Raw genomic sequence first — 16,026 nt, forward strand, 5'->3', positions numbered from 1 at the left:
GCTTACACGATATCCATCCCGGACACCGGCTGGCTGAAATCCACAGCCTGCAGATTCTGCGTCAGCCGAAACACGCCTTCCGCCACGCGGCGCGACAGCACCACATCAAGGATCGTCGTCTCATGCGGCCCCAGCGCGTCGAGCAGGTCGTCGTCCTGCGCCGTGGCGGCGACGATGTGCCGGATCAGCCCGGTGACATCGGCGGGCTGGATGCGCACGCCATAGGGCCGGTGCGACGGCTGCGCCGGGCGCAGGACGCCGCCGGGCTGGCGCGGATCGGGCACGGGGGCGTCACCGGCGAACAAGGCGTAATTGAGGAACATCGTGACCGTCGCCGCGCTGCGCGAACTGGCCTGGCGGTCGGTCGAGAAGCCCGGTGGCAGATCGTTTGGCGACGCGGTGGGCCCGGCGGTCAGGAGGAACCGCGCATCGCGCAGCGGTTCACCGCGATCGTCCAGCAGGCGGAATATGAGCAGGCTCCGCGGATCGTGGATGTGCGTGCGCGAGGTGAGAAGCTTTTTTTCCGTCTCGACCTTGTCACGGTCGCGCTGCGCGTTCTCCGTGGCGAAGGCGTCGCACAATGCCGCGTACGATGCCGCCGAAGTGACGGCGAGACAGCGCAGGATTGCGTCGATCGTCACGGTGGAAGGAGGCTCCGACGCCATGATGCCGTGCTCGTCGCCGGAATGAGCGAGCCCGGGCAACAGCTTGAACGCACTGCGCGGCGCCTTGCTGATCGTCATGTCGAGCGTCGCCGTGCCGGCTCGCTGCGTAAGCACGCAGTGCCGCGCGTTGAGATTGGCGGCCGCCATGCGCACCACACCGTCCGACCCGTCTTCTCCGGTGTATGAGTTGACGAAGTCGTAGAACTTGCGGTCCGGTCGATCGCCTGTCAGGTTGAACAACCACGTGCCGTGCGCGGCCGGGTCCGGACCATGGATCACGTCGAGCGCCTGCGCCACGGATTCCGGACTGCCGTGCTCCAGCCAGTCGAGGATGCGCTGCCCCGGCTCGACACCGTCGAACCAGGCCTTGAGGTGGCCGACGACGCTCTTCCCCAGCGTTGCCAGCGCGGATCCGAAGTGTGGCGGCGCCAGCATCACCAGACGCCGCAACCGGATCGGAGCGAACAGGGTCGGGCGGTCACGCTGGGCATGCAGCCAGGCCACGGCGACCGGCCCACCGGTGGAATGGGTGATGCAGTCGAACGTGCCGTCAGGCAGGGAAAGCCCGCGTAACGCGTGATCGAAGGCGCGGACGATATCGTCCATCGTCACGCTGTCGTCGAACGTGACGTATTCGGACAGGTGGATGTCGAGAACGCGGAGCGTCGACTCCGCCTGGGTGGCGCGGTCAGCCAGTGCCTTCGGCAGGCTGCCGTAGGTGGACGTGTTGGTAACGCTCCAGCCATGCACGAAAACCAGCGCGCTCATGCCCCGTTCCTTGATTACCGGATCAGCTGAGCATAGCCGGGGTGGACGGGCGAATCAGTCCTCGCGACGGACTTTGAGCTCGCCATCGCCGAGCATCACGCGCAGAAGGTCGCCGACGGCGACGTCTCCCGCGCGGCGCACCACCGCGTCGCGCTCGTCGAAGACGATCGCGTAGCCACGTTCGAGCGTCGCCAGAGGACTGACCGCGTGCAGCGTGCGCGCCTGCTCGGTGACGCGTGCGCGATCGCGTTCGATGCGACGTGCCATCGATGTCCTCAGGCGCAGGCGCAGATCCGCGATGCGGCGCTGCGAGGGGGCGAGGCGAAGCCGCGGATGCTGGGCGGCCAGGCGCGCCTGCAGGCGGTCGAGGCGGGCACGGCGAAGCGCGTTCGACTGGGCGGTCGCCATAACGAGTCGGCGACGAAGTGCCTCGAGCCGCTGGCCATCCCGCGCGAGGCGCGCCTGCGGACGTTGCGCATTGAGGCGTGCCTGCCAGTGATCCGCACGCTGGGCGGCCGCCTGAAGGCGACGAGCGATCAACGTGGCCATGCGCTGGCGCAGGCGATCGAGCCGACGTTCGAGGTCGCCGGCGTCCGGTACCAGGAGCTCGGCGGCAGCCGATGGCGTGGCGGCGCGCAGATCGGCGACGAAGTCCGCGATGGTGAAGTCCACCTCGTGGCCGACGGCCGAAACGACCGGGACGGCACTGGCATGGATGGCGCGAGCCACGGCTTCGTCATTGAAGGCCCAGAGATCCTCCAGCGAACCGCCGCCACGGGTCACCAGCAGCACATCGTAGCGTCCGCTGGCCGACGCCCGCCGCAGCATGGCGGCGATGGCGGGCGGTGCTTCACGGCCCTGCACGGGCACGGGCAACACGTCCACGTCGGCGAGGCCGAAGCGACGGCCGAGTACGCTGAGGACGTCGCGGACCGCCGCGCCCGAGGGCGAGGTGATGACGCCGATACGCTTCGGATAGGCAGGCAGCGCGCGCTTGCGCTCCGCGTCGAACAGACCTTCGGCGCCGAGACGCGCCTTCAGCTGCTCGAACTCGCGCTGCAGGGCGCCTTCGCCTGCCGGCTCCATGTGGTCGGCCACCAGCTGGAACTCGCCGCGCGCCTCATACAGCCCGACCTTGGCCCGCATCAGCACGTGCATGCCGTCCGTGGGACGAAAGCGGAGCCGCGATGCGGCCGTGCGGAACATGGCGCAGCGCACCTGAGCGCCCGCGTCTTTCAGCGTGAAATAGACATGGCCCGATGCGGGGCGCGCGACATTCGACAGCTCGCCCTCGATCCAGACGCCCATGGGCAGGGCGTCTTCCAGCAGATCGCGCACCAGCCGGTTCAGGCCGGATGGCGTGAATATCTCGGGAGGGGAGCGGTCGTCGAAGGCGGGCATGGACCGGGAAGCGTAAAGCGTAACGGGCCACCCGTAAACCCGGAATCGTGAACAGGAATGCCTTTTCGGTTAGCGCCTTACGTGTGACGGTTAACCCATTACATGCGGAACACGCCGAACCGGCCCTGTTCGATCGGCGCATTGAGCGAGGCGGAGATGGCCAGGCCCAGCACCCGACGGGTGTCGGCCGGATCGATGATGCCGTCGTCCCAGAGCCGCGCGCTGGCGTAATACGGGTGACCCTGACGTTCGTACTGGTCACGCACGGGCGCCTTGAACGCCTCTTCGTCGTCGGCGCTCCACGAGCCACCGCCGGCCTCGATGCCATCGCGGCGCACGGTGGCGAGCACGGACGCCGCCTGTTCGCCACCCATCACGCTGATGCGCGCGTTCGGCCACATCCACAGGAAACGCGCGCCGTACGCGCGACCGCACATCGCGTAATTGCCCGCGCCGAAGCTGCCGCCGATGACCACGGTGAACTTGGGCACGTGCGAGCAGGCCACCGCGGTCACCATCTTCGCGCCGTCTTTGGCGATACCTGCGTTCTCGTACTTGCGGCCCACCATGAATCCGGTGATGTTCTGCAGGAACACGAGAGGTACGTTGCGCTGGTTGCACAGTTCGATGAAGTGCGCACCCTTCTGCGCGGACTCGCCGAACAGAATGCCGTTGTTGGCGACGATGCCCACCGGATAACCGTGGATATGTGCGAAGCCCGTGACGAGCGTCTTGCCGTAGCGTGCCTTGAATTCGTGGAATTCGGAATCGTCCACGATGCGTGCGATAACTTCATGGATATCGAACGGGCGCCGCGTGTCCTCCGGAATGACCCCATACAGTTCGTCCGCGGCGAAGCGCGGTTCGACAGGCGCGCGCACGGCCAGCGGCTGCTTCTTGACCCGGTTCAGCGATCCGACGATGTCGCGGGCGATAGCCAGGGCGTGCGCGTCGTTTTCCGCGAAGTGATCCGCGACGCCGGACACCGCGGTGTGTACGTCCGCGCCGCCCAGCGCCTCGGCGTCGACCACTTCACCGGTGGCGGCTTTGACCAGCGGCGGGCCGCCGAGGAAGATGGTGCCCTGCTCGCGAACGATGACGGTCTCGTCGCTCATCGCGGGCACATAGGCGCCACCCGCGGTGCATGAGCCCATGACGACGGCGATCTGCGGGATACCCTGCGCGCTCATGCGCGCCTGGTTGTAGAAGATGCGGCCGAAGTGCTCGCGGTCGGGAAAGACTTCGTCCTGCAGCGGAAGGAACGCGCCGCCGGAATCGACGAGGTAAATGCATGGAAGGCGATTCTCCATCGCGATTTCCTGGGCGCGCAGGTGTTTTTTCACCGTCATCGGGAAATAGGTGCCGCCTTTGACCGTAGCGTCGTTGGCCAGTACGACGACTTCCTGTCCCATGACCCGGCCGATACCTGCGATGACGCCCGCCGCCGGTGCGGCATTGTCGTACATGCCGTGCGCCGCGAGCGGAGCGATTTCGAGAAACGGAGAGCCGGGGTCGAGCAGGGCGCGGATGCGCTCCCGGGGCAGCAGTTTGCCGCGCGCCACGTGTTTTTCGCGCGCCTTCGCGCCGCCGCCTTCCGCCGTCCGCTTCAGCGTGTCGCGCAGGTCGTCGGTGAGTGCGCGCAGGCGGAGGCTTGCCGCCTGGAACTCGGAAGAACGGGTATCGAGCTGCGAATCGAGAATGGGCATGGGGACATTCGCGCGAGGACTAAACGAACATCATAACGGGGCGGACCCGAAGGAAAACGCTGCAACGCGCCAAGAAAAAAGGGCCGCCCGAAGGCGACCCTCTTTCGTCCGTAAGCCGTGAGGCTTACTTCTTGGTGCTGTCGTCCTTAGCGCTGTCAGCGTTGGAAGCAGCGTCCTTCGCCTGGTCAGCCGACTTGTCGGCCTGATCAGCAGCGTTGGAAGCGGCGTCCTTGGCAGCCTCGGAAGCGCCACCGGCGGTCGAGGCCGAAGCGGCCTGCGAAGCCTGAGCGGCAGCGTCCTTGGCCTGGTCAGCGGACTGCTGAGCCTGGTCGGCAGCCTGCGACGTGGCGGCATTGGCCGACTGGTCGGCGGCCTGCTGGGCCTTGTCAGCCTGCTGCTGGGCGTCGGAAGCCGACTTCTGGGCGTCCTGCGCGGAATCCTGCGCGCCGTTGCTGCAAGCTGCCAGAAGCGCGACGAGCGCAGAGGCGAGAAGGGTACGCGTAAAATTCATTGTGTTTCTCCTTAGCCGTGGAATGCCGTGAGGCGGGCGTATTAATAGCCTAGTTGTCGTGACATAGCTATAAACCTCATCGTGCCGCTTCAGTGGGCATTAAAGCCCATGTATTTGGCGTGATCACGTTTCGGTGCGAGCTTTATCCCTTCGACCCCGGTTTCACACCAGTTCGATGGCGATTGCCGTTGCCTCGCCGCCACCGATACACAGCGCGGCGACACCCCTTTTTGCGCCACGGGCCGTCAACGCATTGAGAAGGGTGACCACGATGCGGGCGCCGCTGGCGCCGATCGGGTGGCCCAGTGCGCATGCCCCGCCGTGGACGTTGACCTTGTCGTGCGGCACGTCCAGCTCGCGCATGACCGCCATCGGCACCACGGCGAACGCCTCGTTGATTTCAAACAGATCGACGTCACCGACGGACCAGCCCGCCTTTGCGAGCACCTTCGAAATGGCGCCGACCGGCGCCGTGGTGAACCACTCCGGCTCCTGCGAATGCGTGGCGTGGGCGACGATACGAGCCAGCGCGGTGACGCCACGCGCCTTTGCCTCATCGGCGGAAAGCAGCACGAGCGCGGCGGCGCCGTCGGAGATGCTGGAGGAGCTGGCGGCGGTGATCGTGCCGTTTTCCTTGCGGAAGGCGGCGCGCAGGGTCGGTATTTTAGCGGTATCGGAGCGGCCCGGCTGTTCGTCCTCGGCGAAGTCCTGTGGGCCCTTGCGACCCTGCACGGTGACCGGAACGATCTCGCCAGCGAATGCGTCGGCCTTCTGCGCCGCCTGCGCGCGCTCGACCGAAGCGATCGCGAAGGCGTCCTGCTCTTCGCGGGTGAAGTGGTACTTGTCCGCGCACCGTTCGCCGAACACGCCCATCGACTGACCGTCGTACGGGTTGGTCAGCCCGTCCCACGCCATGTGGTCGACCAGCTGACCGTCGCCATAGCGGATGCCTGTGCGCGCGTTGACCATGTGCGGCGCGTTGGTCATGGACTCCATGCCACCCGCGACGACGATGGACGCCGAACCGGCCTTGATCAGGTCGTGGGCCAGCATCATGGCCTTCATGCCGGAACCGCACACCTTGTTGATGGTGGTGCAGCCCGCCGAGGTCGGCAGGCCGGCCTGGAGAGACGCCTGGCGCGCGGGCGCCTGGCCGAGATTCGCGGGCAGCACGCAGCCCATGATCACTTCACTGACATCGGCCGGCGCGATGCCGGACTGTTCGAGCGCCGCCTTGATGGCGACCGAGCCGAGCGTGGGCGAGGGGACGCCGGTGAACTGACCGAGGAAAGAACCGATGGCGGTGCGCTTGGCACCCGCGATGACGATCTCAGACATGGGGACTCCGTGGGACATCGTATGGCCGCCCTGGGGAGGACGGAAACCGGTCGAGTATCGCAGTGGCGGCAGGGGAGGGGCAATCTGCGCTGCGACACGCCCCTGGGCGGCCCCGCGATGCCGTGCCGGCGGCAGTTTTCACGGACGGGTTCAACATTTTGCCGACTGGATGAGATTTTTCGCAAAGTCGTGTGGCACCATCCGTGCCACACGTCCGCCAGAGTCGGCGTGGGACATTGACGTCTGAAATCAGGGGTATAACGTGAATACGACGAATCTGCTGCGTCAGCGCGAGCTTGCGCTGGCCGTGTGCGTGAGCCTGGGTCTGACCGCCTGCGGTGGCGGCGGCAGCAGTGCGCCGAGCCGCAACATTCCACAGGTGGTGGCGCCCCAGACGCCGCAGACGCCAAGCCCTCCGGTCGACCAGCCACCGGTGGATATCCAGCTGACCGCGACAGGTGCGAACGCCGCGCATGCCGCGGGCCTGACCGGTTCGGGCGTCGCCATCGGCATCGTCGACAGCGGCGTCACGGCGGCGAGCCCGGCGCTTTCCGGCCGGGTGACCAACAAGTTCACTTACGTCGATCCGGGCACCAACAACCTCAAGGTCGACGATGTTGTCGGACACGGCACCGCCGTGGCCGAAATCGCCGCGGGCAAGCCGTTCGGCCAGTTCGCCGGGGGCATCGCTCCCGATGCGACGATCGTCTCCGCGCGTATCGTCAGCGATACGACGCCGAAGGACGACGGTTCGGGCAAGGGCAACAAGGTGACTTCGGCGGATCCGCTCGGCACGGTCAACGAAGCCGTGTTCCAGGCGGGAGCGCGTATCTCCAACAACTCGTGGGGCGGCTTGTACTGGGACGCGTCCGATGCGGCCACCACGGCCAGCTTTGCCGATGCGTATAAACACGCTGCGCTTTCCTCCAGCGGAACGGTCTACGTATTCGCGGCCGGAAACGATGGCGCGGCGAATCCGTCCGATATCGCGGCGCTGCCGCTTCGCGCGCCTTCCGTGGCGGGCGGCTGGATCGCCGTCGTCGCTCTGAACAGCCACGACACGAGCCAGATCGCCTCGTATTCGAACCGTTGTGGAGACGCGAAGGCGTTCTGCATCGCGGCGCCGGGTGAGCTCCTGACACTGGCTGCGTCGTCGACCGCCGCCAAGCCGGCCTACCAGGTGTGGACCGGCACGTCGCTCGCCGCCCCCCAGGTCGCTGGCGCGGCGGCCGTCCTCCTGCAGACCTTTCCGCATTTCGACAACGAAGCGCTGGCCGACCTCATGTTCAGCACGGCCGACGATCTGGGCGATCCCGGCGTCGACGCCATTTATGGGCACGGCCGGCTCAACCTCGGCAAGGCGATGCTCGGCCCGGCGAGGCTCGATCATGCGTTCCGCGCGGACATCGGCTCGGCCAACGTGACGTTTTCGAACGACATCTCCGGCGATGGCCTCAACGTCTACGGTAGCGGCAAGCTGACGATTACCGGCACGAATACGTTCTCCGCGTTGAACGCCGAAGACACGACGACCGTAGAGGTCATGAAAGACCTTCCCGCGGCGCGAATCATCGTGCAGGACGTGGGAGCGAAGCTCATCGTTCACGGCGATCTCGGGCAGGGTCAGACCAACGGCCTCCGCGACAGCGTGGACGTCAACGGCACTCTGGAGCTGACGGCGCATCCCACCCAGATAAAGGCGGATCTCGGGCTTTACGGGCCATCGCGTCTTTCGCTGCTCCTCGGCGCTCCCGTGAACGTCGCCGGCGCCGTACGGATTTTTGGCGGCGATCTGTATGTCGCCGGCGCCGTGCCCGGCTACACGGTGACCAGTCACCAGTCACTGGTCACCGCTGATTCGGTGACCGGCACGTTCACCAGCACGACGTTCGCGCAAGGCGTCTTCCTGTCATCGACGGTCCAGTACGCACCTAAGGAAATCTGGCTCGACACGACCAGCCTGAGCGTGACCGCCGTGGCGAACTCGAATGCGGTGATGGCGCGCTCGGCCGCGGCGACGACCTCGGCGACGCGCCTTGACGGAGCCTTCCAGCAGATCGAGGGCTCGCTGGCGGGCCCGGTGGCGGCGGCATCCGCGCCGCCCGTGACGACGCTCGTCGCCGCCGGCCAGATCCAGCAGTCGCGCACGGACGCGGTGGCGAGGGCCTCGCTGGAGTCTCTCTCCGGCCAGCTGTATGCCGCTGGCACCGCCGTGACGCTCGCCGGTATCGATGCCAGCAACGACGCGCTGATCTCACACCTGGACCAGCAAGGCTCCGGTGCGTGGACGCAGTCCCTCGATTCACGCGGGGGCATGAGCCGCGGCGGGTTCGGCAACGTCGGTTTCAACCTCAACGGTGGCCTGGTCGGCAACGACATCCGTCTCGGCCTCAACGGCTTCGCCGGCGTCGCCGTCGCGCAGATGTCGAGCCACGGCCAGCTCGACGGCAGCTTCGATCGCCAGCGCAGCCGTTCCACCGCCGGCATGCTCTATGCCGGCTCGCGTGGCGCCAACTGGTACGGGGTGGGGCAGTTCGGCTTCGGCAGTTTCCGTGGCGACATGCGCCGCCTGCTGCGTTTCGGCGACCAGGCCGCGTTCGCGGGCAGCGACCAGAACGGCAGCTACCAGTCCGCTTACGGCGAGGTCGGCTTCCGCAGCCATGCGGGCGCGTTCACGCTCACGCCGTTCGCCAACGTCGAGTACGCGAGCATCCGCCGCGATGGTTTCTCGGAAACCGGTGGCGACGGCTTCGGACTGACCGCCGATGGCCACACCACCTCGCGCTGGCAGGCGGGGTTCGGGCTTCGCGCGGGCGGTTCGTGGCTCACCACGCGCGGTGCGCTGCACCTGGATGCGAAGCTGGGTTGGCAGAATGCGTTCGCGACGAAGGGCGAGGTCTTCGCGGCACGCTATACGGGCTTTTCGCAGTGGGCGCCGGTCGACGGCATCGGCCTGTCGCGCCGGGCCGGCACGGCAGGCGTGTCGCTCGGCTGGGACATGACGGCCAGCACCCAGCTGGGCTTCAACGTCGACCAGCGGTTCGCGGACCGCGATCACTCGCGTTCGGCGAACGCGAGTTTCCGGATGAACTGGTAGGCCGGCGGATTACGACTTGCCGTGGAACAGTTCACGGCCGATCAGCATGCGACGGATCTCGTTGGTGCCGGCGCCGATCTCGTAGAGCTTGGCGTCGCGCAGCAACCGGCCCGCCGGGAATTCGTTGATGTAGCCGTTTCCGCCCAGTGACTGGATCGCTTCCAGGGCGACCTTCACCGCGTTGGTCGAGGCGTTGAGCAGGCAGGCGGCGGGGTCGATGCGCGACTTCACCCCGTTGTCGAACTGCTGGGCCACCATGTAAGCGAACCCGCGTGACGACTGCAGCGCGGTGTACATGTCCGCGACCTTGCCCTGCATCATGCCGAACGTACCGATCGGCGCGTTGAACTGCTTTCGCTCGCGGACATACGGAAGCACGAGATCCACCGCCGCCTGCATGATGCCGATGGGACCGCCGGACAGCACCAGGCGTTCGGTGTCCAGGCCGCCCATCAGCACGCGCACGCCTTCGTTCACTTCGCCGACGATGTTTTCCTCGGGAATCTCGCAGTTGTCGAACACCAGTTCGCAGGTGTTGGAGCCGCGCATGCCCAGCTTGTCGAGTTTCTGCGCCGTCGAGAAACCCTTCATGCCCTTCTCGACGATGAACGCGGTCATGCAGCGGCTGCCCGCGGGGCGCGGGGCGGTGCGCATGTAGACCAGCAACACGTCGGCGTCGGGACCGTTGGTGATCCACATCTTGGTGCCGTTGGCCACCCACTTGCCGTCGATCAGTTCGGCCTTGCAGCTCATCGAGCCCACGACGTCCGAACCGGCGCCCGGCTCGCTCATCGCCAGCGCGCCGACCCACTCGCCGCTCGCGAGTTTCGGAAGGTACTTGCGACGCTGTTCGTCGTTGCCGTTGTGGTAGATGTTCTGCACGCAGAGATTGGAGTGCGCACCGTAGGACAGACCGACCGAGGCCGACGCGCGCGAGATCTCCTCCATCGCGATCATGTGCGCAAGAAAGCCCAGGCCGGAGCCGCCGTATTCCTCGGGAATGGTGATACCGAGCAGGCCCATCTCGCCGAACTTGCGCCAGAGGTCTTCCGGAAACACGTTTTCGCGATCAATGCGATCCGCGCGCGGTGCGATTTCCTTGTCGGCGAACGCGCGGACGCTTTCACGCAGGAGGTCGAGGTCGTCGCCGAGGGAGAACGGGCGCATGGTGCAACTCCGGAAAAGGGATGGGGAAACCTGCCCATCGTAGCGTGCGCACGCCGTCAAGCCACGGCGCGACGCAGCAATCAGGCCTTCGGAATGGCCGCGATACGGTCGTGCACTCGGATCAGCAGCAGGCACTGGCGATCGACCAGGCGTACCGTTTCGGCGCCCAACGTGACCCGCATCGACGTGCCGACCAGGAGCGCTGGCGTGCCCAGCGGCGGTGCGACCGTGCCGGTGCGGATGTGCCCCGCCAGGGCGTCGAAGCCGTGGGTAATGTGGCGAGCCAGCGCCTGCAGCGCCAGCGCGTCGTCCGCCGGCAGGGATTGCCGGTGTGCACCCAGGGTCGACAGGTGGGACAGTCCCGCCTGAAGTGCCGTGAGCAGGCGAAGGGCACGCTCACCGAGATCGCGCGAATGGCCGGGTTCGCCCAGTAGTTCCGTGACATTCCCGGCCACGGCGGCCTGTGCCGCGTGCGCATCCCGTCGGGCGATGCGATAGGGCAGGTCGTCCACCTTGCCGTGAGCGTACTGGTCGGCGATCCGCTCCAGATAGCGTCCATAGGCCAGCAAGGCATCGGCCACGATGTCATCGAGCCGGCGCACCCGCCAGTCGGGCAGCACGAAGCGAATGGCCGCGGCGGCGACCACCGCGCCGAGCAAGGTATCGAGCAGTCGCGGACCGATGGCGTCGTACCCGGCACCGACGCGATCGAAGCAGAGCAGCACGAACAGCGTGATGACGCCGGTCGCCAGCGCATAACGGCGCAGCCGGAAGGCGAAGAACGCGGCACCTGTCGCCACGAGCACCGGCAGTCGCCAGTCGCCCGGCGGCAACAGACGCAGCAGCGCCCAGCCGACGACCAGCCCGGCCGTGGTGCCGGCGATACGCTGGACCATGCGACGTCGCGTGGCGCCATAGCTGGGCTGGCAGACGAACAGCGTCGTCAGGAGAATCCAGTAGCCGTGGGTCGGGTGCAGGCCAAGCATCAACGCGTAACCTGCGAGCATACCGATCGCCAGGCGCATGGCATGACGAAAATGCATCGAGCGGCGGTTCAGACGGAGGCGCACCCTGGCCAATGCTTCGCGGATCGACGCGGGCTCGTTGCCCTGCAACGAAATGTCGGCGTCCTCGCGCAGGCTGCCTTCGTCTTCGATGCCGGCTTGGAGACGGTCCATGTTGCTCAGCAAGGCCGACAACGCGTCGTCGATCGCTTCGTCCGGCGGGTCGCTGCGGCGGCGGTACGCCAGCGCCTCGCGCAGGTCGTCCAGTGCGGCGCGCGGCAGGGCGATGGATCGCAGCGGAGCGACCTCGCGAATCGCATCGGCGCGCTCGCGACAGGCGATGGCCTGCAATCGCAGAAGTCGTCCGAAGCGGAACATGAGGTCGCTGTGGTAGAGCGCGCCTGCCAGTTCGTCGTACGGGTAGTGCGACGAGCTGATCCGCTCGTGGATGTCCTGGGCGACGAAGAACATGCCCAGACGAGCCGCGGAACGCCCGCGTGGCTGGCGGCGTCCGATGCGATCGAGCAGCGCGATGCGCGCAGCGGTCAGCGCTTCCACCGTGCGCAGGTTGCGCTTCGAGAACTCGATGTGCAGCGCGTCGCGATCGAGGCCGCGTACGGGTTCGAACAGCGCCGCCTTCGCCTCGATCAACGCGGCCAGCGATTCGAACAGCCGGGCGAGTGCATGGCGGACCGCACGCTGAGGTGCGAGCGCACTCCACAGCAGTGAGAGCGATCCGTACCATGCCGCGCCGGCGAGGATCGCCAGCGTGCCATGCCAGCCGCCAGCTGCCGCGCCTGCGCTGTCGGTGGCGATCATGGTGTAGACCGAGAGGATCAGCGTGGCCGTGGCGATCGTGGCGTATCGCCCGCTGGCGGCACCGAGCATGACAAGAAGAAACGTGCCCACCGGCAGCAGTATCGCGAACAGCGGTGGCGTGCCGATGCAGGCCTTCACCGCGGCCGCGGCGAGCGCGAAGCACAGCAAGGTCACGATCAGCCCGCGCAGGCGGCCCCGCCAGGCGTCATCGGTCTCGGCCAGAGCGCAGGCGATGGCGCCGAGCAGCGCGGGGACGATCGCCTCGGCCGGGCCGGCGAGCGTGCACCATAAGGCAATGCCGGTCAGTGCGAGGAGCACCCGCATGACATCGGCGAAGCGGTCGGATTCTGCCAGGTGACGAAAGGAGAGCATGGCCTTAGCTTAGCCCGCTACCGCGTCGGCGCGAGCCGGCCCTCCTGGCGATATTTTGTCGCGGAGCTCCTCAGCAAAGCCCGCCATTCACCGCCAGCACCTGTCGCGTGATGTAACCCGCTTCCGGACTGACCAGAAAGCGTACCGCCGCCGCCACTTCTTCCGGCGTACCCGTACGCTCCATGGGAATCACCTTGAGAATCTGCTCCACCGGCACCTCGGGGTCGAGCATGTCCGTGTCGATCAGGCCCGGCGCCACACAGTTCACCGTGATCTTGCGCTTGGCCAGCTCGACGGCCAGTGCCTTCGCCGCGCCGATGACACCGGCCTTGGACGCGCTGTAGTTCACCTGTCCCCGGTTGCCGATGATGCCCGAGACCGACGTGATGCAGACGATACGGCCCGGCTTGCGCCGACGGATCATCGGCATCACCAGCGGGTGCAACACGTTGTAGAAGCCATCGAGGTTGGTCCGCAGCACCTGGTCCCAGTCGTCGGAGGTCAGTCCGGGGAACGCGCCGTCACGGGTGAGGCCGGCGTTGCAGACCACGCCGTAATACGCGCCGTGTCCGGCGACGTCCGCCTCGAGAGCGGCGGCGGATGCCGCGCGGTCCGAGATATCGAACTGCACGACGCGGGCGTTGCGGCCCCTGGCGACGATCTCCGCGACGACGGCGTCGGCTTCCTCGCGGCGTGAGCGGCAATGCACCACGAGGTCGTAACCGGCGTCCGCGAGATTCAACGCGATCGCGCGGCCGATGCCACGGCTGGAGCCTGTGACGAAGATGGTGTCGGTCATGGTGGAGCACCTCTGGAGTCGAGACGATTATGGCGAGGATCGAGAAAGGGTGTCGGGTCCGGCGGGCTGAACACGGTCAGGCGTGCCTCGGCATGCAGACCTTCCGCGTCGATACGGCAGGCGAACGCACCCATGCCTTCCTCATCATGAAAGTGGCGTACGGCTTCGATGCGCAGCAGTGCCCCGGTCGCGAACGTATCGACATCCGCGCGGTAGGCCCGTGTGCCCAGGAGAAAGCCGGGCCTGACCTGACCGCCCGCCGTCAGCACCTGGCAGCCGTTCCACGCGGCGATGGTCTGGGCCATCAACTCGACGCCCGCCCACGCGGGGAGACCGGTCGCTTCGACAAAGGCATCCCCGCGTCGGACGAGACGTTCGCAGACGACACGATCGGCATCCCATTCCACGACACGGTCGAGCAGGATCATGCGACCGGCATGCGGCAGCAGGGTTTCGACAGGCCAGATCGTCATGTCGCGTCCGCCAGGATCAGGCTCGCGTTGTTACCGCCGAACGCGAACGAGTTGCTCATCAGGTGACGTGTGCCCGCTGGCGACCGGTCACCGACCGTTGTGAAATGCAACGGGGGCAGGGCGGGATCCGTCCCGCCATCCCATATGTGCGGTGGCAGCCGGCGTCCCGCATCGGTCAGCGCCAGCCAGCAGAAGGCGGCTTCCAGGGCGCCGGCCGCGCCGAGCGTGTGGCCGGTCAGGGCTTTGGTCGAGGAACACGGAACCGGCCGCGCGAAGGTATGCGCGACGGCGTGGCTCTCCATCGCGTCGTTATGTTCTGTCGCCGTGCCGTGCAGGTTGACGTAATCGATGGCGCTCGCCTCGATGCCGGCCGACGCGAGCGCGCGACGCATCGCCTCGGCCGCGCCACGGCCGTCAGGTGCCGGTGAGGACATGTGGTATGCATCCGAGCTCGCGCCACCGCCGACGAATTCGACCTCGGCGGCGTCCCGGGTCATGAGAAACAGCGCGGCGGCCTCACCGATGTTGATACCGCGCCGTGAAAGCGAGAAGGGCACGCAACGCTGTCCGTCGGTGGCTTCGAGCGCATGGAAGCCGTGCGTCGCCAGACGGCACAGCGTGTCGGCACCGCCGCAGATCACGGCGTCGCACAGGCCGAGGCGCAACAGGCGTCGCGCGCTGAGCAGCGCGCGGGCGCCTGACGTACATGCCGTCGAAATGCCGTAGGCGGGACCGGCGATGCCGAGCCATTCGGCGAGAAAGGCCGCGGGTGCGCCCAGTTCCTGATCGGAATAACGGTAAGCGTCCGGCCACGTGCCGGTCTGCGCGCGGGTGGCGATATGGCCGGCCGCCTCCTCGATCCCCGTGGTACTGGTGCCGATCACGACGCCCACGCGGTCGGCACCATAGCGGGCGATCGCGTCACGCAGTTCGGTTTCGATTTCCTGTGCCGCGAGCAGCAGAAGGCGATTGTTGCGCGTGTCACGCGCTCCCATGCCCTGCGGCATCGACGGCAGAGGATCGACGACCTCGCCGAGGGGAAGCGTCCGGCCGGGCGCCCAGCCATCGATATCGCGCAGCCCGCGCGTGTCTCCGGCAAACAGCGCCTCCGCGACGGCGGCCTTGCCCGCGCCCAGCGAGCAGGTCACGCCCAGTGCGTTGAGATAGGTCTTCATACGGCGTCGAGCGGCTTCCACGCGGCCACGTTGACCAGCGTTTCCTCGCGCTTGCCCGGCGGTGGCGGATTCCTGATACCCCAGCGCTCCAGCAGGCCGAAGTCCTTCGACCGGCTCCACCACAGATACGGCAGAGAGACGTTGCGCGGTTCGAAGCGGAAGCCGCGCCCGCGGATCATCGCAAGGTATTCGTCGGCGGTTTTCTGCACGTGCATCGGGTGGCGGAAGAACCAGCGAATCACCCACGTATCGATGTACGCCTTGGTCGACTCCGCGAACAGCAGCAGGCCGCCGGGCTTCAGTACGCGCCAGAATTCATCGAGGGCGCGTTCCTGCTCCACCAGGTGATGAAACGTCTGATGACAGAACAGCACGTCCACGCTGGCGTCGGGCAGATCGATGCGCGCGCAGTCGGCGACCATCAGCGTGACGTCGATGTCTTCGCGTCGGGCCTCCGCCCTCGACAGCTCGATGCTGTGCGGGTCGGCGTCGAGGCCCAGCATGCGCGCGGGGCGGAACGCGTCGCGCAGATATCGGAACGAGCGCCCCTGGCCGCAGCCGACGTCGAGCAGTGTGCCGCCTTGCGGCAGCGGCTCACCGATCAGGCGCTTGTGGTCGTTGATGGCGACACGCAGCACGTGGTGCTGCCAGGTATGGGTGCGCAGGAAGACGAAACCGATCCGGGTTTCTTCGACGTACGTGGCGCTGGCGTATTTCATGACAGGCATTCC

The 16,026-nt window shown here is 67.0% G+C and carries 12 protein-coding genes; 1 reads left to right on the forward strand and 11 read right to left on the reverse strand.

Going from position 1 to position 16,026, the window contains the following annotated elements:
• Nucleotides 1-2 precede the first annotated feature (2 nt).
• From J2X57_RS15800 to J2X57_RS15820, 5 genes are all read right to left on the reverse strand, one after another.
• Complete coding sequence (locus J2X57_RS15800; RefSeq protein ID WP_309868589.1) at nt 3-1,433, reverse strand: phospholipase; 1,431 nt, start codon at nt 1,431-1,433, stop codon at nt 3-5.
• 54 nt (nt 1,434-1,487) lie between these two features.
• Nucleotides 1,488-2,834, reverse strand: a complete 1,347-nt coding sequence (xseA, locus tag J2X57_RS15805; protein ID WP_309868591.1) for an exodeoxyribonuclease VII large subunit — start codon at nt 2,832-2,834, stop codon at nt 1,488-1,490.
• A 98-nt stretch (nt 2,835-2,932) separates the two neighbouring features.
• The gene (locus tag J2X57_RS15810) at nt 2,933-4,540 is read right to left on the reverse strand and encodes a carboxyl transferase domain-containing protein (RefSeq protein WP_309868593.1); all 1,608 of its coding nucleotides are present in this window, start codon (nt 4,538-4,540) and stop codon (nt 2,933-2,935) included.
• Between the two features lie 124 nt (nt 4,541-4,664).
• Complete coding sequence (locus tag J2X57_RS15815; RefSeq protein ID WP_036111552.1) at nt 4,665-5,051, reverse strand: hypothetical protein; 387 nt, start codon at nt 5,049-5,051, stop codon at nt 4,665-4,667.
• A 162-nt stretch (nt 5,052-5,213) separates the two neighbouring features.
• Complete coding sequence (locus tag J2X57_RS15820; RefSeq protein WP_036111556.1) at nt 5,214-6,389, reverse strand: acetyl-CoA C-acyltransferase; 1,176 nt, start codon at nt 6,387-6,389, stop codon at nt 5,214-5,216.
• A 262-nt stretch (nt 6,390-6,651) separates the two neighbouring features.
• Here J2X57_RS15820 and J2X57_RS15825 point away from each other — a divergent pair, with 262 nt between their 5' ends.
• Complete coding sequence (locus J2X57_RS15825; RefSeq protein ID WP_309868597.1) at nt 6,652-9,486, forward strand: S8 family serine peptidase; 2,835 nt, start codon at nt 6,652-6,654, stop codon at nt 9,484-9,486.
• Between the two features lie 9 nt (nt 9,487-9,495).
• Here J2X57_RS15825 and J2X57_RS15830 read toward each other — a convergent pair whose 3' ends face one another.
• From J2X57_RS15830 to J2X57_RS15855, 6 genes are all read right to left on the reverse strand, one after another.
• Nucleotides 9,496-10,653: an isovaleryl-CoA dehydrogenase gene (locus tag J2X57_RS15830; protein WP_309868599.1), complete on the reverse strand. Its 1,158-nt coding sequence runs from the start codon at nt 10,651-10,653 to the stop codon at nt 9,496-9,498.
• Nucleotides 10,654-10,733: 80 nt separating this feature from the next.
• Nucleotides 10,734-12,848, reverse strand: a complete 2,115-nt coding sequence (yccS, locus tag J2X57_RS15835; RefSeq protein ID WP_309868601.1) for a YccS family putative transporter — start codon at nt 12,846-12,848, stop codon at nt 10,734-10,736.
• Nucleotides 12,849-12,918: 70 nt separating this feature from the next.
• Nucleotides 12,919-13,647 carry a 3-oxoacyl-ACP reductase FabG gene (gene fabG / locus J2X57_RS15840; protein WP_308846499.1) on the reverse strand — a complete coding sequence of 243 codons (729 nt, stop codon included), beginning with the start codon at nt 13,645-13,647 and terminating at the stop codon, nt 12,919-12,921.
• Complete coding sequence (locus J2X57_RS15845) at nt 13,644-14,120, reverse strand: hotdog family protein (protein WP_043695068.1); 477 nt, start codon at nt 14,118-14,120, stop codon at nt 13,644-13,646. The genes fabG and J2X57_RS15845 overlap by 4 nt, the downstream gene beginning before the upstream one ends.
• Nucleotides 14,117-15,295 carry a beta-ketoacyl-ACP synthase gene (locus J2X57_RS15850; protein WP_309868604.1) on the reverse strand — a complete coding sequence of 393 codons (1,179 nt, stop codon included), beginning with the start codon at nt 15,293-15,295 and terminating at the stop codon, nt 14,117-14,119. Before J2X57_RS15850 ends, J2X57_RS15845 begins: the two co-directional genes overlap by 4 nt.
• Complete coding sequence (locus J2X57_RS15855) at nt 15,292-16,014, reverse strand: class I SAM-dependent methyltransferase (protein ID WP_036111575.1); 723 nt, start codon at nt 16,012-16,014, stop codon at nt 15,292-15,294. Before J2X57_RS15855 ends, J2X57_RS15850 begins: the two co-directional genes overlap by 4 nt.
• Nucleotides 16,015-16,026 lie beyond the last annotated feature (12 nt).

This window comes from Luteibacter sp. 1214 (assembly GCF_031455395.1).
Lineage (GTDB): Bacteria > Pseudomonadota > Gammaproteobacteria > Xanthomonadales > Rhodanobacteraceae > Luteibacter > Luteibacter mycovicinus.